The sequence below is a fragment of the Faecalibacterium sp. I4-3-84 genome, from assembly GCF_023347255.1.
Lineage (GTDB): Bacteria > Bacillota > Clostridia > Oscillospirales > Ruminococcaceae > Faecalibacterium > Faecalibacterium taiwanense.
This window is the reverse complement of sequence record NZ_CP094466.1, coordinates 1501260-1522197: the sequence shown is the minus strand read 5'-3', so window position 1 is coordinate 1522197 and position 20938 is coordinate 1501260. Positions and strand designations below refer to the sequence as shown.

Sequence of the window (20938 nt, the reverse complement as noted above, 5' to 3'; positions counted from 1 at the left end):
GCGCTGCGCAGAAGGCTTGCAGTTTGTAAATGCAAATTCTCCTGTATACCATTATACATAAAAGCCTTGCAAAATCAATAAATAAACCGTGCTATTTGCAGAAAAGAAACAAATTTCATTAAGAAATTTAACTGCCTGAAACAATTTCAGGAAACAAAAGCAGGGGGCGAAACCTGAAAAAATAAGGTGGAAAGGCAGAAAAACAATTTTTTGATAAAATTTTGACGAGCTGGGATGCATGAAAAAAACGTGCACAAAAGCAACCCTTCCCACAGAACGGCGCGGCAGGGAAGAGCGGAACAGGATCCACAGCCCGATTTGTGCAAAATTTACGAGATTTTGACGATTTTCATGGCAAAGAAGCTTTGCCTGTGGTATACTGTATCTGACAAAAGGACAGCCCCGCTTTTTCTGTGTGCTGCATATAAAAAGGAAAAAGATCATGAAGACCATCTACATCCTGCTCACCCGGTCGGGTACCCTGCTTTCAAACCTTGTTTACGCTGTTACCGGTGCAAATTATACCCACGCTTCGCTGGCTTTTGACGAAGACCTGAGCTGCCTGTACAGCTCTACCCGCAAAAACGGCTATACCATGTTCCCGGCAGGGCCCAGCAGGGAATACCTGAACCGGGGTGTGTTCCGTCTGCGGGAGAACGTGCCCTGCGCACTGTATGCGCTGGATGTGAGCGATGAAGCCTACACCCGTGCCCGCCGCCGTGCCGAGCACATGATGGCCCACGGCAGACTTTACCAGTTCAACGTTATCGGTCTTGCGCTCTGCGGGATGCATATCCGCTGGAAGCGCCGCCGGCACTATTTCTGCTCCCAGTTCGTCAGCGAGGTGCTGGAAAAGAGCGGTGCCATGGAGCTGCCCAAGCACAGCACCCTGATGCACCCGAACGACTACACCCGGCTGGAAGAGCTGCGGTGCGTATACAAGGGTACACTGGCCGGCCTGCCGCAGCGCCAGCAGATGGAATTTGACCAGAACGATACGGTGATCGGCGTATATCTGGGGCTGGCGCTGGGCCTGTTCCACACCGGCGCGGCCCGGGTGCGGGAGATTTTTTGAAAAAATTGAATTTTTGTGTTGACAAAGCAGGCGTGCTATGCTAAAATAGCCAAGTCGGGAGCGAACACCCGATGCAAAATGGACGTATGGCCCGTTGGTCAAGCGGTTAAGACAGAGGCCTCTCACGCCTTTAACATCGGTTCGATTCCGGTACGGGTCACCATTTTATAGTAGTAAAACGGTCATGTGCCGTTTTATATAGATGCCTCTTTAGCTCAGTCGGTTAGAGCACCTGACTGTTAATCAGGGTGTCGCCTGTTCGAGTCAGGCAAGAGGCGCCAGCAAAGCGATGGAAGTTTTCCATCGCTTTTTTCTTTTTCTCTGGTCGCTTTTGTTGACAGAAAATGCGAGGCGGGATATACTTAAAGCATGTTTTAGAATTGAAAATTTGTTGGTGGGCGGATGCTTTTAAGGGCAGCATCCTCGCCCTCTCAGTCTCTAACGCGCCAGATTCCCCCTTTTGTCGCTGCGCGACATCTTCCCCCGGAGCGGGGGAAGTCTTTCCTCAAAGGGGGAGCCCTTGGTAAAACCGGAAAGTTTTCCGCATTGCCAAGGCCTCTCCCTTTGACAGACTCCCCCGGCCGGGGGAGGTGGCACGAAGTGCCAGAAGGGGAATAAGGTGGATTTGCGGAGCAAAGACGGAGAGGGCGAGCCGCCTTCCGGCAAAATAAAGGAGAACATCATGAAAAAAATCATTCTGACCGGCGACCGTCCCACCGGCCGCCTGCATGTGGGCCATTATGTCGGTTCCCTGAAGGAGCGGGTGCGCCTGCAGAACTCCGGCGAGTACGATGAGATTTACGTTATGATCGCCGATGCACAGGCCCTGACCGATAACGCCGACAACCCGGAAAAGGTGCGCCAGAACATCCTGCAGGTGGCGCTGGATTATCTGGCCTGCGGCATCGACCCCGCCAAGACCCATATTTTCATCCAGTCCATGGTGCCGGAATTGACTGAGCTGAGCTTCTACTATATGAACCTCGTCACCGTGAGCCGCCTGCAGCGCAACCCCACCGTAAAGAGCGAGATCCATATGCGCAACTTTGAGACCAGCATCCCGGTGGGCTTCTTCTGCTACCCCATCAGTCAGGCGGCGGACATCACCGCTTTCCACGCCACCACCGTGCCTGCCGGTGAGGACCAGAAGCCCATGATCGAGCAGTGCTGCGAGATCGTGCGCAAATTCAACGCCGTTTACGGCGATACCCTGACCGAGCCGGAGATCGTGCTGCCCCAGAACGCCGCCTGCCTGCGTCTGCCCGGCACCGACGGCAAGGCCAAGATGAGCAAGAGCCTTGGCAACTGCATCTACCTGTCCGAGGAACCGGAGGACATCAAAAAGAAGGTCATGTCCATGTACACCGACCCCAACCACCTGCGTGTGCAGGACCCCGGCAAGGTGGAGGGCAACCCGGTGTTCATCTATCTGGACGCCTTCTGCCGTCCGGAGCACTTTGCAGAGTTCTGGCCGGAATACCAGAACCTCGACGAGGTGAAGGCGCACTACCAGCGCGGCGGTCTGGGCGACGTGAAGGTGAAAAAGTTCCTGAACAGCGTCATGCAGGCCGAGCTGGAGCCCATCCGCACCCGCCGCAAGGAGTGGGAGCAGCGCCTGCCCGAGGTGGTGGAGATCCTGAAAGAGGGCAGCGCCTACGCGGAAAAGACTGCCGCCGCCACGCTGGCCGAGGTGCGCAAGTCCATGCGGATCGATTACTTCGACAACGACAACCTGTTGAAATAAAATCTATGAGAGTGTCCGGGATGCCGCAGGCGTTCCGGACACTCTTTTTATAGTTTACGAAAATTGCATAGAAAATGCGGTCAAACTGTGTTAAAATAGGGGCAATAAGTACAGAAAGCCCCCGCTTTGGGGGCGAGAGGAAAAAGGAAAATCACCATGCAAAAGACCATCTGGATCACTGGCGCAAGCTCCGGCATCGGGCAGGAGTTTGCACGCCGCTATGCAAAGCTGGGCTGCCGGCTCATCCTGACTGCCCGCCGCACCGACCGGCTGGAAGCGCTGGCCGCAAAACTGGGCACGCCCTGCCGCATCCTGCCTGCCGATCTTGCAAAGGAAGAGGACTGCCAGCGCCTTTTCAAGGAGCTGGAGGGGGAGACCATTGATATCTTTATCAACAACGCGGGCTTTGGCGTGTGCGGCAGCTATCTGGAGACCGACGATGCCCGGGAAGAGGAAATGATCCGGGTGAATGTGGAAGCCATGGCGCGGCTGTTCCGCTTTGCAGTGCGCAGGATGCACGCGGCAGGCGGCGGCACCATCCTGAACGTGGCATCCTCGGCGGGGCTGCTGCCCGGCGGACCCTATATGGCGGGCTACTATGCCAGCAAGGCCTATGTGGTCAGCCTGACCCGGGGCGTTGCCCGGGAGCTGCAGGAGCTGCACAGCCCGGTCTATGTGTGTGCGCTCTGCCCGGGGCCGGTGGATACCGAGTTCAACGACCGGGCGGGGGTGGTGTTTGCCCTCAAGGGCATCACGCCGGAGTTCTGCGTACAGGAAGCCATGCACGGTATGATGCACCGCAGGATCATCATCGTGCCCTCGGCCTTTATGCGGGCATGCACCACGGCGCAGAAGCTGCTGCCTGCCTCCTTGCTGATGCCCGTTGTGGCACGGCAGCAGAAAAAGAAGCTGGGATGATATTCTGGATGGCTTAATATGGCTCTTGTCAACAAGCCCAAATTTTTCCGCCGAAATTGTGCGCACTGCTAATGACTGAAACCGTGTATACAAGAAAAAACCGGTTTTTTGCAGCTTTGCACGACTTTTCACGAAAAAATTTCCCGGAAAATTAAAAATACAGCAAAAATGCAGAAGAAAATGCCTTGACAGAGCCCAAAAAGAATGTTACCCTGTATACAAGAAGGACGCTAAAATCGAGAGTTCGGCTTTTTGAGCGTCCTGCAGAGCAAAAACGGGGCTTCCCCGCAAAGGAACAATTTGATTGGAGGACTCTATTATGGCACAGTGCACTCCCAAATCTTTTGATCTGACCGGCAAGGTCGCGCTGATCACCGGCGCATCCTACGGCATTGGCATGGCAATTGCAAAGGCAATGGCAGCCAATGGCGCTACCATCGTGTTCAACGACATCAAGCAGGAGCTGGTGGATAAGGGCATCGCTGCTTACGCAGAAGCAGGCATCAAGGCTCACGGCTACGTCTGCGACGTGACCGATGAGGATGCCGTCAACGCCATGGTGGCAAAGATCACCGAGGAAGTTGGCCACATCAACATTCTGGTCAACAACGCCGGTATCATCAAGCGCATCCCCATGACCGAGATGAGCGCTGCTCAGTTCCGTCAGGTCATCGATGTTGACCTGAACGCTCCCTTCATCGTGGCAAAGGCCATCATCCCCGACATGATCGCACAGGGCGGCGGCAAGATCATCAACATCTGCTCCATGATGAGCGAGCTGGGCCGTGAGACCGTCTCCGCCTACGCTGCAGCCAAGGGCGGCCTGAAGATGCTCACCAAGAACATCGCTTCTGAGTACGGCGCATACAACATCCAGTGCAACGGCATTGGACCCGGCTACATCGCTACTCCGCAGACCGCACCTCTGCGCGAGATCCAGCCCGACGGCAGCCGTCATCCCTTCGACCAGTTCATCGTTGCCAAGACCCCCGCAGGCCGCTGGGGCGAGGCAGAGGACCTGGGCGGACCTGCTGTCTTCCTGGCATCCGAGGCTTCTGACTTTGTCAATGGCCTGATCCTGTACGTCGATGGCGGCATTCTGGCTTACATCGGCAAGCAGCCCCAGTAATGGCTGAGGATCTCCCAAAGGACTGAGCACGGCGGCAGCCGGGCAGGCTTTGCCTGCTGGCTGCCGCTTTTTGTATTTGTATGGGAAAGGATGTTGTGTTATAATGGAAAAACAGCATAAAGACGCAGTATGGGTGCCCCATGCCGAGATCGAGCCGGAGGTATGCGGCAAGGGCGTAAAGCGCCGCATTCTGGCCTACAGCAAGGATGCCATGTGCGTGGAAAATACCTTTGAGACCGGCGGTGTGGGTGCCATGCACTGCCACCCGCACACGCAGGTCACCTACATCGTTTCCGGCCGCTACCGCTTTACCATCGGCGACGAGACCCGCGAGGTGGGCCCCGGCGACACCCTGCTCAAGCAGGACGGCGTGATGCACGGCTGTGTGTGTCTGGAAGGCGGCGTGATGCTGGACTTCTTTACCCCCATGCGCGAGGACTTTGTATAACACCTGCATCTGCAGGGAAGAAAAATAAGAAGGAGAATCATAAACCCATGAAAATTGCACTCATCAACGAGAACAGTCAGGCCGCCAAGAACGGCATCATTGAAACTGCCCTGAAAAAGGTAGTGGAACCCATGGGCCACGAGGTGGTCAACTACGGCATGTACGCCGCCGATGACGCCGCCCAGCTGACCTATGTGCAGTGCGGCATTCTGGCTGCCATCCTGCTGAACAGCGGCGCAGCCGATTACGTCATCACCGGCTGCGGCACCGGCGAGGGTGCCATGCTGGCCCTGAACAGCTTCCCCGGCGTGATCTGCGGCCATGTGGAGGACCCTGTGGATGCCTACACCTTTGCCCACGTCAACGACGGCAACGCCGTTGCCATGCCGTTTGCCAAGGGCTTCGGCTGGGGCGGTGAGCTGAACCTTGAGTACTGCTTCGAGAAACTGTTCGGCTTCGGCCACGGTCAGGGCTACCCCAAGGAGCGCGTGGAGCCTGAGCAGCGCAACAAGAAGATCCTGGACGGCGTGCGTGCCGCTACCTTCAAGCCGCTGATCGAGTGCCTGAAGAGCATCGATCAGGACCTGCTGAAGGGCGCTGTGGCCGGTGCAAAGTTCAGCGAGCTGTTCTTTGCTTCCTGCAAGGACGAGGAGCTGGCAGCATACGTCAAGACCCTGCTGTAAGAGGATGCTGCTATGGGCTGGCTTTATCATCTGAACGCAGGCATTACCCATGGACTGGAAGGCTTTCTGGAGACCGCAGTGCCCATGATCGCGGGCCTTGCCGAAGTGATCGGTCTGTTCATCATCGTCACCAGTCTTATCAAGGCCACCTACCACTATGTGCGGGCGACCTTCTTCCATGACCACCATGATTTCCACCACGAGATGAGCAGCGGCCTGACCACGGCGCTGGAATTCCTGATGTCGGCGGAGATCGCAAAGACCTTCCTTTTGCAGAATCTGGAGTCGGTGGTGCCGTTGGCTGCCACCTTTGCACTGCGTGCCATGATGAGCCTGATGCTGCACTGGGAAATGCAGGGCGGACACCGCTCCGGCCGCAAAAAAGCGGAAAACGACACAGAAGCGGAAAAGAATGACTAGTGCGCAGCTGAAAACAGAGTTTTGCCAAACTTTTGCCGTGATAACTTTCTTTGCGTTGTGAAAAACGTAAAACCTTGACATGAGCCCTTGACACTTTTGCACAAAGGGACTATACTCTTGCCATCGAAAGCAAAGGCGCTGACGGAAGAGATTCCGCCAGCGCCTTTTGTGTTTTCGGGGATATTGCCGCTCGGGGGAAGATAGAGGGTCTCCTGAGTGCAAATGAAGCGTTCCTGCGTGCAATCGGCACGGGGAACACCGCACACGCCAAAAGGTTCTGGTGGCCTTGCGGTATCACATTCGTGGGAGGTATGGAAAGTTATGTTCAGCTCCGTCAACACCTGTTGGACGCTGGTTGCAGCGTTCCTTGTCTACTTCATGCAGGCGGGCTTCGCCTTGTGCGAAGCCGGTTTCACCCGTGCAAAGAACACCGGTAATATTCTGATGAAGAATATGATGGACTTCTGCATCGGCACTCCGTGCTACTGGATCATCGGCTTTGGCCTGATGTTCGGCGGCACCGGCGCACTGATCGGCGGCTTCGACCCGTTCATTCAGGGCGATTACAGCCATCTGGGTCTGGATATCCCGCTGTGGGTCTACATCGTGTTCCAGACCGTGTTCTGCGCAACGGCTGCCACCATCGTTTCCGGCTCCATGGCCGAGCGCACCAACTTCAAGGCTTACTGCGTTTATTCCGCTGCGATCTCGCTGGTGGTCTACCCCATCTGCGGCCACTGGATGTGGGGCGGCGGCTGGCTGCAGAGCATGGGCTTCCATGACTTTGCAGGCTCTGCAGCAGTCCACAATGTGGGCGGTGTCATCGCTCTGCTGGGCGCATGGATGCTGGGTCCCCGCATCGGCAAGTACGACAAGAACGGCAAGCCTCACGCCATTCCCGGCCACAACCTGACCGCCGGTGCTCTGGGCGTGTTCATCCTGTGGTTCTGCTGGTTCGGCTTCAACGGCGGTTCTTCTCTGAGCCTTGCCACCGACGAGGCCATGACCATGACCGGTCTGGTCTGCTTCAATACCAACCTTGCTGCAGCCGTTGCTACCTGTGTGACCATGATTTTTACATGGCTGCGCTATGGCAAGCCCGATGTCTCCATGACCCTGAACGGTTCTCTGGCCGGTCTGGTGGCGATCACCGCAGGCTGCGATACCGTTTCTCCCTTCGGCGCATTCTTCATCGGCTTTGTGGCCGGCTTGCTCGTTGTTCTGAGCGTTGAGTTTTTCGATAACATCGCCAAGGTGGATGACCCTGTTGGTGCAGTTTCCGTCCACTTTGCAAACGGCGTGTGGGGCACCATTGCGGTGGGCCTGTTCTCCACCGGTGCCAACACTGAGCACGCAGGTCTCTTCTACGGCGGCGGTCTGGCACAGCTGGGCACCCAGCTGCTGGGCCTCGTTACCGTTGACATCTACGTTGTCGTTGTGATGTTCATTATCTTCAAGCTCATCGATAAGTTCATCGGCCTGCGCGTTCCCGCAGAGGTGGAGATCGACGGTCTGGATATCCACGAGCATGGTCTGGCATCCGCTTACGCTGGTTTCTCCATCTCCGATGCAAACTCTGCTGCCATGGTGCCCAACGAGAACACCGACCTCGGCGAGGACGATGTGACCAAGGCCACCGACAAGCAGATCAGCGCTGCCGTTCCTGTGGTGCGCGAGCCTTCGCCCGTGATCCACGATGGCGTGTACGACACCGGCATGCACAAGGTGTCCATCATTGCAAAGCTTTCCAAGTTCGATCAGCTCAAGACTGCTCTCAACGATTTGGGCGTTACCGGCATGACCGTCACGCAGGTGATGGGCTGCGGCATCCAGAAGGGCACTTCCGAAAAGTACCGCGGCGTGCCTGTGGATACCACCCTGCTGCCCAAGATCAAGGTGGAGGTGATCGTCTCCAAGATCAGCGTGGACGCTGTGGTGGAGGCCGCCAAGAAGGCACTGTACACCGGACACATCGGCGACGGCAAGATCTTTGTTTACAATGTGACCCGCGTGGTCAAGATCCGCACCGGCGAAGAGAACTTCGCCGCCCTGCAGGATGTGGAGTAAAACTCCAAAATTCTAACAGCTGTCCCGCTGCGGTGCAGGCGCACCGGCACGACACCGGCCTCTGTACAGCGGCGTGATATACGCGTTTGCGTCAGCAACGAAAGCTCCAGTGGAGCTTTCGAGCGGCCAAACGGTCTGCGAAAGCAGATGGAGGGGCCTCGCCCCGACAAATGCCCGTTGTTCTCCTTTTTCCTTTTTTCTGATCCGACTCAAAAGCCCCGCTTCTGCGCACAAAGAAGCGGGGCCTTTGGCATTTGTTTTACCGGGCATGTGAAAGTTGTATAATATCCTTTGCCGTTCTTTGGTTGACATTGATAGAAAAACATGTTATGTTTTGGCGCATATAGACAAAATCAGATTGAAAATAAGAGAGGTGCGGGGAAGAAACATGTGGAAAATGAAGGAATGGTTCCTGCATTATAAGGAAGCGATCCGGGTCTCGCTTCTGGCGCTGTTCCGGTGGACGCTTCTGGCTGTGTGCACCGGCGTGCTGTGCGGCGGCATCGGAACGCTGTTCCATCTGGCAGTGGAATGGGTGACCGAGCAGCGCACGGAGCATGTCTGGCTGCTATGGCTTCTGCCTGCGGCGGGCATCGCCATCACGGCTCTGTATAAGGCGACGGGCTGTGTCGGCAAGGGCACCAACGATGTGCTGCGGGCCGTGCAGGACGGCAGCTCGGTGACGCCGTGGCTGGTCCCGGCCATCTTTCTGGGCACTGTGCTCACCCATCTGTGCGGCGGCTCGGCCGGCCGCGAGGGCGCAGCGCTGCAGATGGGCGGCAGCATCGGCTGGAATATCGGCCGGGTGCTGCACTTCAACAATCATGACTGCCGCACGGCTACCGTGTGCGGCATGGCGGCATTTTTTTCGGCGCTGTTCGGTACACCGCTGACCGCGACCCTGTTTGCGATGATGGTGGTGGATGTGGGCCTGATGCTGACCGTGGCCTTCGTGCCGGGCTTTCTGGCGGCGCTCATTGCATACAGCATCTCGCTGAAGGCCGGTGTTGCGCCCACACGGTTTGTGATGGAAGCGCCGCCGCTGGATGCCCGGACGGTGGTGCGCACCGCCGTGCTGGCCATGTGCTGCGCGGTGGTGGCGGTGATTTTCTGCCAGATGCTGCACTTTTTTGAGCATGAGATCCCCAAACTGCTGCCGAATCCGTGGGTGCGGGCTGCTGCAGGCGGTGCGACTGTGGTGGCACTGTCCTACCTGATGGGGGTGGGCCGCTATAACGGTGCCGGCATGGATGTCATTATGGATGCCGTTGAGCTGGAGCAGGCTCTGCCGTGGGACTTTGTGTGCAAAATGGTGCTTACGGTGCTGACCCTGAGCGTGGGCTTCAAGGGCGGCGAAGTGGTGCCGAGCTTTTACATCGGCGCAACGTTTGGCTGCGTGGTGGGGCCGCTGCTGGGGCTCCCGGCGGGCTTTTCTGCTGCAGTGGGTCTGGTGTGCGTGTTCTGCGGGGCGACCAATACGCTGGTGGCTTCCATTGTACTGGCGGCTGAGCTGTTCAGCGGGGCCGGGTTTGAGCTGATGGCTCTGGCCTGCGGCCTGAGCTATATGTTCTCCGGCTATCACAGCCTGTATTCCAGTCAGGGGTTCCGCACCAGCAAGCTTTTTTCGGAATTCCTGCAGCCGAAGGAAGAAAAATGAAGAAAAAATTTCATGGCTGCGTCTCTTGATTTTTTCCGCGGGACGTGCTACAATCAGCGTAGTTTCATCCTGTAAAAGCGATGATGCGGACAAACTGAGTTCCCGTTTCTCCATGATCCAGAGAGGGCTGCCCCGCAAGGGCGCTGCAAGCAGCCTGTCATGTGCCGGAGCTCTACCACCGCAGAGCGCAGAGGAGAACCTCTGCCGGGTGCGCCCGTTACAGCACAGCGAGTGGCGTGCAGAAAAGCACGCAATTCGGGTGGAACCGTGGAACGTTTCTGATTTTTTCAGGCGCTTCATCCCGTGAGTAAGTGTGCGGGATGAAGCGCTTTTTTGTTTTACTTTATCTGTCAAAGGAGCAAACATTATGAAGATCATCTATAAGGACGGTCATGTGGACGAGTGCCCGCAGGATCAGGAACTGCACGTTATCCGCCACACCGCAGCCCACATCATGGCGCAGGCCATCAAGCGCCTGTATCCGCAGGCTGATTTCGCCTTCGGCCCCGCTACCGAGAACGGCTTCTACTACGATGTCGATCTGGGCGACCAGAAGCTCAGCGACGAGGATCTGGCAAACATCGAAAAAGAGATGCGCAAGATCGTCAAGGAGAATTTGCCCATCAAGCCCTTCATCCTGCCCCGCGCCGAGGCCGTGAAGCTGATGGAAGAGCGCAAGGAGAACTACAAGATCGAGCACATGGCGGATCTGGCCGATGAGACCGAGTTCAGCTTCTTCCAGCAGGGCGAGTACGTGGATATGTGCATCGGACCCCACCTGACCTACACCAAGGCGCTGAAGGCCTTCAAGATCACCCAGCAGTCCGGCGCATACTGGAAGAACGACAAGGAAAACAAGATGCTCACCCGCATCAATGGCGTGGCCTTCCGCAATCAGGAAGAGCTGGATGCTTGGGAGAAGGAGCAGCAGGAGGCCCGTGAGCGCGATCACCGCAAGATCGGCAAGGAAATGGGCCTGTTCATGACCGACGATCTGGTTGGCCGCGGCCTGCCCATGTTCCTGCCCGCAGGCTACACCGTCTGGCAGGAGCTGGAGAACTATATCAAGGAGAAGGAGCGTGCACGCGGCTATCTGCACGTTATGACTCCCTGCATCGGCACTGTGAACCTGTATAAGACCTCCGGTCACTGGGATCACTACCGTGAGAACATGTTCCCCGCCATGGAGATGGAGGGCGAGAGCTATGTTCTGCGCCCGATGAACTGCCCCCACCACATGATGATCTACGCAAATCGTCCCCATTCTTACCGTGACCTGCCCATGCGCATCGGTGAGATCGCCCACGATTTCCGTTACGAGTCCTCCGGCACCCTGAAGGGCATCGAGCGCGGCCGTCACTTCTGCCAGAACGATGCTCACCTGTTCTGCACCCCGGAGCAGATCAAGAGCGAGGTCGCAAACGTGTGCGACCTGATCTTTGAGGTGTACAAGGACTTCAACATTACCGATTACCGCTGCGTGCTGAGCCTGCGTGATCCTGCCGATAAGAAGAAGTACCACGACGATGATGCCATGTGGAACCATGCAGAGCAGGCCCTGCGCGAAGTGCTGACCGAGCTGGGCATCCACTTCACCGAGGAGATCGGCGAGGCTGCCTTCTACGGCCCCAAGCTGGACGTGAACGTCAAGCCCGCCGTGGGTGCCGAGTACACCCTGTCCACCTGCCAGCTGGACTTCTGCCTGCCCGCAAAGTTCCACCTGACCTACGTGGACAAGGACGGCACCGAAAAGACCCCCGTGGTGCTGCACCGCGCCATCCTGGGCTCTCTGGACCGCTTCATGGCTTACCTGATCGAAGAGACCAAGGGCAAGTTCCCCACCTGGCTGGCTCCCACGCAGGTCAAGGTGCTGCCCGTCTCCGAAAAGACGCTGGACTACGCCGAGGGCGTGACCGAAAAGCTGGTGGAAGCCGGTGTCCGTGTTGTGCTGGACGACGACAACCAGAAGATCGGCTACAAGATCCGCGAGGCACAGCAGGTGGACCGTGTGCCGTATATGCTGGTTCTGGGTGCCAAGGAAGCCGAGGCAGGCAACATCTCGGTGCGTGACCGCAAGGGCGAGACCACCACGATGGAGCTGGATGCGTTCATCGCAAAGGTGACTGCCGAGATCCGCAACCGCAGCCTGTAAGCAGACACTGCAAAACACAAAGCGCCGCTTTCCCGGCAGGGGAGAGCGGCGCTTTTTTTGCTGCAGCGAAACGCCAAAGGCCGCTGCTCAAATGGAAACAGCGGCCTTTGGCGTTGGATGCTTTATAAAAAGGAAATCAGGCATTTTCCTTCTGAACGCTCTTGACGGCCAGAGCCTTGGCGGGCTTCATCAGAAGCACGCACACGCCGTTGAAGAGAACGGAACCCACGATGAAGGTGATGAAGAACTGGGGCAGGTGGGTGGCCAGAGCGGTGGTGTCGATGCAGGCCACAGTCAGGTAGGCAAAGCCCACGTTGTTCAGCACCTTGGGTGCGTAGGGGTGCAGGATGATGAGGATGAACAGCACCACGGCCAGCGGGATGAGGAAGCCGAAGAAGCCGCCCAGCACCGGGGTCAGGGCCGTGATGGAAAGCAGAGCGATCACAGTGAGGATCAGGCCCACAAGACCACCCAGCTCAACGGTGACGAAGCAATCCTTCACATCGCCTTCCAGCGTGAACATCATGATATTGCTCAGGAAGATCAGCCAGCTATACTCCAGACCGGTCACATGGATGATGGCGTTGGCGATCAGGATCCACACCAGCAGCATCAGGCGGAAATACAGCAGAAAGCGCTTGGTAACGGCTTCATTCATGATAAAATACCTCTTTCTTGATCGTATTGGAAAGCTTTGCTTTCACTAAAGGACGCTTTTTGACAGGTAAAACCTGCAATGATATCGCCATTATACAATATTTATATGGCAAAAACAATACTTTTGCAAGAATAAATTGCATATTTTGGAAATTTTGACTTGCAGAAGGTCGGCAACCTCGCCCTCTCCGTCATTGCTTGCGCAATGCCACTTCTCCCAAAGTGAGAGGCCTTGGCAATCCACGCAAAGTATGCGGTTCCGCCAGAGGCTCCCCCTTTGAGGAAAGACTTCCCCCGCGCCGGGGGAAGATGTCGTGCAGCGACAAAAGAGGGAATCTGGCGCGTTAGCGCCTGAGAGGGCGAGCACGGTAAAAATAAGCTGGAATAATGGCACAGCGGAGCCATTTCAAATTGTTTTTCTGTCCAAAATGGAGTATAATGAGACAATAAATATTCTGCCGCAGTTGCGGCCTGAACAGGGGGAGGAACCTTATATGAACAAACCGGTACTGGTGGTCATGGCGGCTGGCATGGGCAGCCGCTACGGCGGCATGAAGCAGATCGACCCGGTGGGGCCGAACGGTCAGGTGATCGTGGACTATTCCCTTTACGATGCCCGCCGCGCAGGCTTTGAGACGGTGATCTTTGTTATCAAGCATGAGATCGAGGATGCTTTCAAGGCAGCGATCGGCGAGCGTGTATCCAAGGCCATGAACGTGAAATATGCCTTCCAGCAGCTGGATGAGCTGCCCGCAGGCTTTGCCGTGCCGGAGGGCCGTGTCAAGCCCTGGGGCACCTGCCACGCCGTTCTGGCTGCAAAGGACCTCATCGACGGCCCGTTTGCAGTCATCAATGCCGATGATTATTACGGCCCGGAGGCCTTCCGGGTGATGTATGATTACCTGTCCACCCACGAGGACGGCAGCTATTACGATTACTGCATGGTAAGCTACCTGCTCCGGAACACTGTCTCCGAGAATGGCAGCGTGGCCCGCGGCGTATGCGTGACCGAACCCGACGGCACCCTGCACAGTGTGACCGAACGCACCCGCATTGAAACGTACGAAAACGGCGTACACTTCACCGAGGACGGCGGCGCAAGCTGGACCGACCTGCCCGGCGATACCCCGGTGAGTATGAACCTGTGGGGCTTTGGCAAAAGCTTTCTGGACGAAGCCGAGCAGCGCTTTGCGGGCTGGCTGACCGAAAATCTGCCTAAAAACCCGCTCAAGTGTGAGTATTTCCTGCCGCTGGTGGTCACGGAGCTGATCGAAGAGGGCAAGGCAAAAATTCAGGTGCTGCGCAGCACAGATAAATGGTACGGCGTTACCTACCGTGAGGACAAGCCGCTGGTGGTGGAAGCCATTGCCCGCAAAACGGCAGGGGGCCAGTACCCGGAGAATTTGTGGGCATAAACTAAAAAAGAGACGGCTGATCGTTCAAATCAGCCGTCTCTTTTTCTTTAGTCACTTATTTCGTCTGGGGGGGGGTAAGAGCTGCATCCTCACAGGAGAAGATCCAGATGGTCTCATCAATGTGAGTTCCGCTCTTGGAATAGGGTGTCACCTTGACGCAGAAGGTGGTGCCGTCGGTCTTTTTATAGGTGCGCTCCACGATGTCACCGGTCAGGACCTTGCTGCGGATATAATTGTAATCCAGCAGGTCTGCCAGACTCTCGCGGCAGGCGGGCTCTACCAGCGTATCACGGTACTGCTGCAGAACGGCAATATAAGAGCCGCCGGAGGCATCCAGAATTTTCTGGAAATAGTCCGGGACGATCACGCCGCGCATACGGTCGGTCTTCAAATCCACAACGAACACGCTCTTGTACTTGGGGGCAAGGATCCGCAGGAAATGCTCGGCATCCCGCTTTTCGGTCAGGGTCTGCTCCAGCTTCTCGTTCAGGCCCCGCAGCTGGCGCTCCTGGCCGTTGCGGGCATAATAGGCCTGCTTGTCCTGCCGCATGGCAGCTTCGGCCTGATTCATGGCATCGTCCAGCCGGTGCAGGTCGTTGGTGTTCTGGATGCCCACCGAGATCTCATATTCCTTCTCGCGCAGGAAAGCACGCATCTTGTCCACAGCCACCCACACGCTGTAGGGCGGCTGGTTCGGGGTGAGGATCACGAATTCGTCACCGCCGATGCGGTAGATGCGGCTGGAAGCAAAGAACTTGCGGGCCGCATTGGCAATGAAGCAGAGCATGGCATCGCCGCTGCGGTGGCCCAGATGGTTGTTGATCTCGTGCAGGCCCACCACATCGATGTAGGTGCACACCATGGAGTCGTATTCGCTGGACTGCAGCGTCCGCAGATCGGTCTCAAAGAGGCTGCGGTTCAGCAGGCCGGTCAGGGTGTCGTGGCTGTAGGAGAAGTCCAGCTCCTCGCTGAGATGGTCGGCCTGTGCATCCTCACGCACCACCACGGTGGCCCAGGGGTTCTGGGCGCAGCAGTTGCGGCAGGGCAGAAATTCCATGGTGATCCACACGAACTGACCGGACACGTTTTTGCGGAAGCGGTAGGCCTCCGGCTGCTGGGTGCTGAAAACAGCGGAGCGCAGGGGCTCCAAATCGGTCTGGTCGGTGAACATCTCCGCGTCGTCCGGGTGGATCACCTTATTCGTCACCATGCGCTCACAGTAAGCGGCAAAGTCCTCCTCAGTGTCCGAACCCGCACCGGGCAGGCGCGGGTCCCGCTTGATGACCCGGTATTCGCCGGTGGAAAGGTTCAGCAGAGAAAGCTCCAGCACATTGTCCGCAAAGATCTGGTAGGCCTGCAGCGCCAGTGCGGTCTGCTCGCTGTTGGAGATGGGGACCCGGCGGTCACGGCGCATCAGGTCGCGGCGCATATCCCAGTAATCCTCGCTGTTGGGCTGGGCCAGCAGGGCCTCGGCGTTCTCCACCGGCATGGGCTTGTAGAAATAATAGCCCTGCGTATACAGGCAGTCGGCGGCCTGCAGCATGGAGACCTGCTCCGGCGTTTCCACGCCTTCGGCGATGATGGGCAGATTCAGGCGGTGGGCCATATCCACCACCGATTCCACGATCTGCACGCCCTTGCTGCGGTTTTGCTGGTTCATGTCGATGAGCTTCATGTCCAGCTTGATGGCATCCACATTGGTGTCCTTGAGCATATTCAGCGAAGAATAGCCGCTGCCAAAGTCGTCCATCATCACAGAGAAACCTTTGCGGTGCAGGCCCTGGATGGTGTTTTCCATCAGAGAAGCGTTTTCGGCCAGCATGGTCTCGGTGATCTCGGCCAGCAGGAGCTTTGGCTCCAGCTGATACTTTTCCACAAGGTTGGAGAAGATCTGCGGCACATCCAGATTGACGATATCCACCACAGAAACGTTCACAGATACAGGCACAAGATTGCTGCCGCTCTCCTGCCACTTGTGCAGGGTCTTGCAGACAGACTCCCAGATGTACTGATCCAGCTGGGTCACAAGGCCGGTGCTTTCCAGCAGGGGCATGAACTCGGCCGGGGGCACGCAGCCGCGGGTGGGATGGTTCCAGCGCACCAGTGCTTCCATGCCCACGATGGCGCGGGTCATGCTGTTGCACTTGGGCTGCAGAAAGAAGCAGAACTCGTGATTTTTCAGGGCGAGCTCCAGCTCGCTCAGCAGCTGACGCTGCTTCTTGAGACGGTTGAGCATGGCCGGAGTAAAGCGGTGCATCCCGCCTACGGCCGGGCTGGGGTCTACCGATGCGATCTGTGCATAGCTGCACAGGGTTTGTACGTCAGCATCTGGATGCTCGGCCACAGGGCACACACCAAAAGACAAGAAGGAGGTAACGCCCTGCCTGTAGTCGTTCACGCAGGTCTGCAGATGGCTGATGATGGCCAGCTGCTGTTCTTTGTCATCCGGCAGGCAGAGCACAAAATCGTCGCTGCCGAGGTAGCCCACCGGAGAACCGGTTGCCTTGCTGTGCTCCAGCAGAAGGGCTGTAAGAGACAGCAGCAGGCTGTGCGCCTGCTGAGAACCGTACAGCTCGGTATACAGTTTAAAATGCTCGATATCGATGGCGGCAACACACCAGTTCTCGCCTTTGTGCTGCGCCAGAAACTCCTGCAGCTGCTGCAGGAAGTCGTCTTTGCGAGCGATCTGTGCAAGTGCATCGGGTTGCGGTGCGCCGACATTTTCATTCAACTTCAGTTCTTCGAACATGATAAATCCCTCGCTGTTGGATGTTTTCGACAAAATGTGGCATTCTATAAAACAGTATAGCACGATTTTAAACCTTTGAAAATAGATATTTAAAACTTTGCGGCAAAAAAGAACGGAACGCCGGACGGGTCCGGAAGGCGGGGCATAAAAAGACCGCTGCATTCCTGTGCAGCGGTCTTTTGGGCAGCGGTCTCAGGCATCCTTGCGGGTGTCGGAGCCGTTTTTCTTCGGTTCTTCTTCAGGGCTTTCCCGGCGGGCAAGACCAAGGCGCAGGGCCTTGAGGGTGGTCTTTTTTACGCCATGCTTCAGGCCGGGGAAGGCGCGCAGCATACGGCGCGGGCCAACGATGCGGGGGGTGCGCAGCAGCTGGGCCTGCATTTCATCGCTGCGGGCCTGCAGCTCCTCGGCCAGCTGTTCCAGACGCAGCAGCTCGGCAGCGCGCTCTATCGTGCCCTTGGCGGCCAGCTGTGCAGCCTTGGCGGCTTCGGCCGTGTTGAGCTTGGCGATCTCGGAAGCATGCTTTGCCGCCTCGCGGGCCTCAGCGGTCTTGGCACGGACGGCGGCCAGCGTTTCACGCAGGGCACGCTTTTCCGGTGCGGCTTCGCGGGCCTCGGCGGCGGCAAGCTTGAGCTGCAGGCGCTGCTCGTCCAGCTTCTGGTCGGCGTTCAGGGTGGTGGTGCCCAGCAGCTGGGTCATGGCATCGCTGACGGCATGGATACTGTCAGCCAGCTGCTCCATGGCATCCAGCGTCTTGGCCAGACCGGAGGCGGCAAAGGCCGTAACGACTACGTCTGCCGCGTAGACCGCATAGAGCACACACATAACGACAAAGCCCACAAAGGGCGGGACCATATCCACAAGACCGGCGACGACCGGGTGGACGATGCGCATGACCACCAGCGTGCCCACGCCCCACAGCAGGCTGAATTCCAGACAGATATAGCCGCCAATGTTGAAGGGAAAGTCGCTGTAGTCCCACCAGCGGGTGTGATAGAGCTTATACAGTGCCCAGCCGCCTACCAGTTCCAGCGCACTGGGCAGGATGACACCGCCGATGTACAGCAGCAGGACGCTGTCCTGCAGAGGGGTCAGGGCGAACAGCACGATGACCATGCCGAAGCCGTAAATGGGGCACACCGGGCCGTTGAGAAAGCCGCGGTTCACCAGCTGACCGGTGGTGGCGGCGGCAAAGATGACCTCCAGACACCAGCCGGTGCAGGAATAAATGAGGAAGAAGGCCAGCACATGATACAGCGAAAAGCCGCATACTGTGGTGGTCGTGAGAAAGTTGAGCATAAAACACCTCCTGTGAGAATCATGCTGCTGTGCAGGTCAGTTCTGTTTTTGTACGATCTTGTATTCATCGCCCGGCTCAAAGAATGGGCAGGCGGCTGTGCTGCGGGAAAGATAGCGGGCCATCTCGTCCTCGTCCAGACAGCCGCCCTGAGCACAGTACCAGCTGCCATACTCATCCTGCACATTGTTCAGGCAGATCTCGCAGGGGTCATTCATTGTCTTCGCCTTCCTGTGCAGTCTTGGCAGCAGCCTCGGCCTCGGCGGCTTCGCGGGCCTGACGCTTGAGGATCTTCGGCTCGATCCATGTCACGCTGGCGGGGTCCGGGTCCTTGCGGGCGATCAGGGCCTTGATCTTGATGCCCATTTCGGTGAACATGCCCTCGTGTTCGGTGCGGATGTTCCACTCCGGCTCGTTCTCATGGAGGTCAAAGGTCATCCACTCGATGTCGTAGCCGGAAGCGGGGAAGTATTCCAGACTGTCGCGGAACAGATCATCGTCGTCGGTCTTGAAGTAGATCTCGCCGCCGTCCTTGAGGAACTCGCGGTAGTTGATGAGCTGGCGCGGGTAGGTGAGGCGGTGCTTGTGGGAAGAGCCGTTCTTGCTCCACGGGTTGCAGAAGTTGATGTAGATGCGGCTGACCGTATCCTCGGCGGTAATGACCCCCTTGATGCGCTCGATGTCGGTGCTCATGATCTTCACGTTGTCGATGGGGCGGCCTGCAGCCTGATAGGCGGCTTCGATCTTGCGCTTGGCGAGGATGAGCACCTTATCGGTGATATCGATGCCCAGATAGTTGTTTTCCGGGTGGGCGCAGGCCAACTGGGAGATGAAGCCGCCCTTGCCGCAGCCCAGTTCCAGCACAAAGGGCTGCTCCGGGCGGGCGTACTGGGCGTGCCACCTGCCGCCCCAGATCAGCGGCTCGTGCACATGGAAGTCGGCTGCCATCAGCTCGTCGTGGGCATAGGGTTTGAAACGCATTCTCATAGTTTGTTGTTCTCCTTAAATTTAACGTGGCTCGCCCTCTCCGTCTTTGCTTCGCAAATCCACCTTGCTCCCCTTTTTGTCACTTGCGTGACATCTTCCCACGACCGGGGGAAGTCTTTCAAAGGGAGAGGCCTTGGCAGTGCGGAAAGCTTACCGGTTTTGCCAAGGGCTCCCCCTTTGGGGGAGCTGGCGCGTCAGCGCCTGAGAGGGCGAGGATGCTTACAAATTCTGCTCCCGCAAAAACGTCTCCACCTGTTCCGGTGCAGCGGCGCAGCTGCCCTGACAGATGCCGGGCTTGCCGCCGCCGCGTCCGTTCAGGGCGGCGTTCAGGGCTTTGGTCAGGGCGCGCACATCGCCGTCTGCCTGCGCGATGCAGTAGCCGGTGCCCTTTTCGGTGGGGGTCAGGGCGGCGCAGAGACCGGTGGTGGCTTCGGTCAGGCGCACCGCCAGTCGGTGCAGGCCGTCCGGGTCAAGGCCGGGCACTGTGCGGATGGCATCCTCACCGGGGTTTGCCAGCTGGGCAAGTGCATCGAACAGCTGAGAACATACGCCAAAGTGTGTAAACTTGAGCGCAGTATACTCATCGTAGACGCGATGCACCGCCACAGCGGTCTGGTCGGCCTTGGCCGAGAGCAGCGCCCCGATCTCTGCCTGCCGCTGGCGCATAGCCTGTGCAGCAAGCAATGCCCGCTGGCCGCACACCACGCTCAGCCGCACGCCGCCCTTGTAGTTCTCGCTGGCCAGAATTTTGATCTGTCCCACCTGTCCGGTGGTGCGGGTGTGGGTGCCGCAGCAGGCGCAGACATCCGCACCGGGAATGGTCACGATGCGCACCTGCCCTTCGATCTCCTTTTTGGAGCGGTAGACAAGGGCGGCAAGCTCCTCCCGGGTGGGGTAGCTGACCAGCACCGGCACATCCTGCCACACGATGCGGTTGGCGGCAAGCTCGGCTGCCTGCAGGCCCTCGGCAGAAATGGGCACGCTGGTGTCCATGCGCACAGCCTCGGAACCGATGTGGAAGCCCACGTTCTCGGCCCCGAACATCTGGTGCAGGATGCCGGAAAGGATGTGCTCACCGGTGTGCTGCTGCATTTTGTCAAAGCGCCATTCCCAGTCGATGCAGCCGGAAACGGCAGTGCCGGGAACAGCGCTTTCCGGCAGAGCGTCCACGCTGTGCCAGAGGATGCCGTCATGCTCGTGCACATCGGTCACATTCAGCGTGGCACCGTCCGGCAGGGTCAGGGTGCCCCGGTCGGCAGGCTGACCGCCGCCCTCCGGGTAGAACACCGTGCCGTCCAGCGCAATGCGCCCGCCGCCGGTCTTTTCGTCCGGCTCTGCGGCAAGGATGATGCTCTCGCACTGGGTGCGGAAAGCGTCCGGTTCAAAGTATTTTTCAGTGCGCTGCATGGCGCGGGTACCTCCTGTTCAGGGTGCAGTTTGACGATTTAAAATGGCCGCCGCAGGCTCTGGCCATATTCAGCGGAAAATTTATTTTTATTTTTGCAGAATTGGAACGACTGCGGTCGTTCCGATTCTGCTTTTT

Annotated in this window: 18 protein-coding genes and 2 tRNA genes; 13 read left to right on the top strand and 7 right to left on the bottom strand. The window is 57.7% G+C overall.

The genetic code is table 11. From position 1 onward, the window contains the following. Window positions 1–51 precede the first annotated feature (51 nt). The gene (locus MTP41_RS07550; protein ID WP_143405487.1) at window positions 52–453 is read right to left on the bottom strand and encodes a hypothetical protein; all 402 of its coding nucleotides are present in this window, start codon (window positions 451–453) and stop codon (window positions 52–54) included. Between MTP41_RS07550 and MTP41_RS07545 the strand changes: the two genes are divergently transcribed. From MTP41_RS07545 to thrS, 12 genes are all read left to right on the top strand, one after another. Then, window positions 443–1075 carry a hypothetical protein gene (locus tag MTP41_RS07545; RefSeq protein WP_097777089.1) on the top strand — a complete coding sequence of 211 codons (633 nt, stop codon included), beginning with the start codon at window positions 443–445 and terminating at the stop codon, window positions 1073–1075. The genes MTP41_RS07550 and MTP41_RS07545 overlap by 11 nt on opposite strands. An 88-nt stretch (window positions 1076–1163) precedes the next feature. After that, window positions 1164–1238, top strand: a tRNA-Glu gene (locus tag MTP41_RS07540). Window positions 1239–1279: 41 nt separating this feature from the next. Then, window positions 1280–1356 (top strand) — tRNA-Asn (locus MTP41_RS07535). 401 nt (window positions 1357–1757) lie between these two features. After that, window positions 1758–2819: a tryptophan--tRNA ligase gene (trpS, locus tag MTP41_RS07530; RefSeq protein WP_097781017.1), complete on the top strand. Its 1062-nt coding sequence runs from the start codon at window positions 1758–1760 to the stop codon at window positions 2817–2819. Between the two features lie 156 nt (window positions 2820–2975). Then, on the top strand, window positions 2976–3737 hold the full coding sequence (locus MTP41_RS07525; RefSeq protein WP_249236526.1) for an SDR family NAD(P)-dependent oxidoreductase: 762 nt from the start codon (window positions 2976–2978) through the stop codon (window positions 3735–3737). 319 nt (window positions 3738–4056) lie between these two features. Continuing rightward, window positions 4057–4866 carry a gluconate 5-dehydrogenase gene (locus MTP41_RS07520; protein ID WP_118528548.1) on the top strand — a complete coding sequence of 270 codons (810 nt, stop codon included), beginning with the start codon at window positions 4057–4059 and terminating at the stop codon, window positions 4864–4866. A gap of 103 nt (window positions 4867–4969) precedes the next feature. Further along, complete coding sequence (locus tag MTP41_RS07515; RefSeq protein ID WP_005938337.1) at window positions 4970–5314, top strand: cupin domain-containing protein; 345 nt, start codon at window positions 4970–4972, stop codon at window positions 5312–5314. A gap of 47 nt (window positions 5315–5361) precedes the next feature. Continuing rightward, the gene (locus tag MTP41_RS07510) at window positions 5362–5997 is read left to right on the top strand and encodes an RpiB/LacA/LacB family sugar-phosphate isomerase (protein WP_005938339.1); all 636 of its coding nucleotides are present in this window, start codon (window positions 5362–5364) and stop codon (window positions 5995–5997) included. A 12-nt stretch (window positions 5998–6009) separates the two neighbouring features. Continuing rightward, on the top strand, window positions 6010–6417 hold the full coding sequence (locus MTP41_RS07505; RefSeq protein WP_097774183.1) for a DUF1622 domain-containing protein: 408 nt from the start codon (window positions 6010–6012) through the stop codon (window positions 6415–6417). 321 nt (window positions 6418–6738) lie between these two features. Further along, window positions 6739–8484 (top strand): ammonium transporter, encoded by a 1746-nt coding sequence (locus MTP41_RS07500; RefSeq protein WP_249236525.1) that lies wholly within the window; start codon window positions 6739–6741, stop codon window positions 8482–8484. A 397-nt stretch (window positions 8485–8881) separates the two neighbouring features. Further along, complete coding sequence (locus tag MTP41_RS07495) at window positions 8882–10141, top strand: chloride channel protein (protein WP_249236523.1); 1260 nt, start codon at window positions 8882–8884, stop codon at window positions 10139–10141. 367 nt (window positions 10142–10508) lie between these two features. Further along, window positions 10509–12293, top strand: a complete 1785-nt coding sequence (gene thrS / locus MTP41_RS07490) for a threonine--tRNA ligase (RefSeq protein WP_005938348.1) — start codon at window positions 10509–10511, stop codon at window positions 12291–12293. Window positions 12294–12429: 136 nt separating this feature from the next. Here thrS and MTP41_RS07485 read toward each other — a convergent pair whose 3' ends face one another. Next, the gene (locus tag MTP41_RS07485) at window positions 12430–12951 is read right to left on the bottom strand and encodes a hypothetical protein (protein ID WP_249236522.1); all 522 of its coding nucleotides are present in this window, start codon (window positions 12949–12951) and stop codon (window positions 12430–12432) included. A 493-nt stretch (window positions 12952–13444) separates the two neighbouring features. Here MTP41_RS07485 and MTP41_RS07480 point away from each other — a divergent pair, with 493 nt between their 5' ends. Beyond that, a complete protein-coding gene (locus tag MTP41_RS07480; protein WP_118528540.1) occupies window positions 13445–14365 on the top strand; it encodes a nucleotidyltransferase family protein in 921 nt (306 codons plus the stop codon). 55 nt (window positions 14366–14420) lie between these two features. Here MTP41_RS07480 and MTP41_RS07475 read toward each other — a convergent pair whose 3' ends face one another. The 5 genes from MTP41_RS07475 to MTP41_RS07455 form a co-directional block, all read right to left on the bottom strand. Further along, entirely contained in the window at window positions 14421–17114 is a 2694-nt protein-coding gene (locus tag MTP41_RS07475; protein ID WP_249236521.1) for a GGDEF domain-containing protein, read from the bottom strand. A 192-nt stretch (window positions 17115–17306) separates the two neighbouring features. Continuing rightward, complete coding sequence (locus tag MTP41_RS07470) at window positions 17307–18410, bottom strand: putative ABC transporter permease (protein ID WP_249236520.1); 1104 nt, start codon at window positions 18408–18410, stop codon at window positions 17307–17309. 36 nt (window positions 18411–18446) lie between these two features. Then, window positions 18447–18626 (bottom strand): DUF6472 family protein, encoded by a 180-nt coding sequence (locus MTP41_RS07465; RefSeq protein WP_097777082.1) that lies wholly within the window; start codon window positions 18624–18626, stop codon window positions 18447–18449. Then, a complete protein-coding gene (gene trmB / locus MTP41_RS07460) occupies window positions 18619–19395 on the bottom strand; it encodes a tRNA (guanosine(46)-N7)-methyltransferase TrmB (RefSeq protein ID WP_249236519.1) in 777 nt (258 codons plus the stop codon). Before trmB ends, MTP41_RS07465 begins: the two co-directional genes overlap by 8 nt. A gap of 219 nt (window positions 19396–19614) precedes the next feature. After that, window positions 19615–20802 (bottom strand): alanyl-tRNA editing protein, encoded by a 1188-nt coding sequence (locus MTP41_RS07455; RefSeq protein ID WP_249236518.1) that lies wholly within the window; start codon window positions 20800–20802, stop codon window positions 19615–19617. Window positions 20803–20938: the final 136 nt, after the last annotated feature.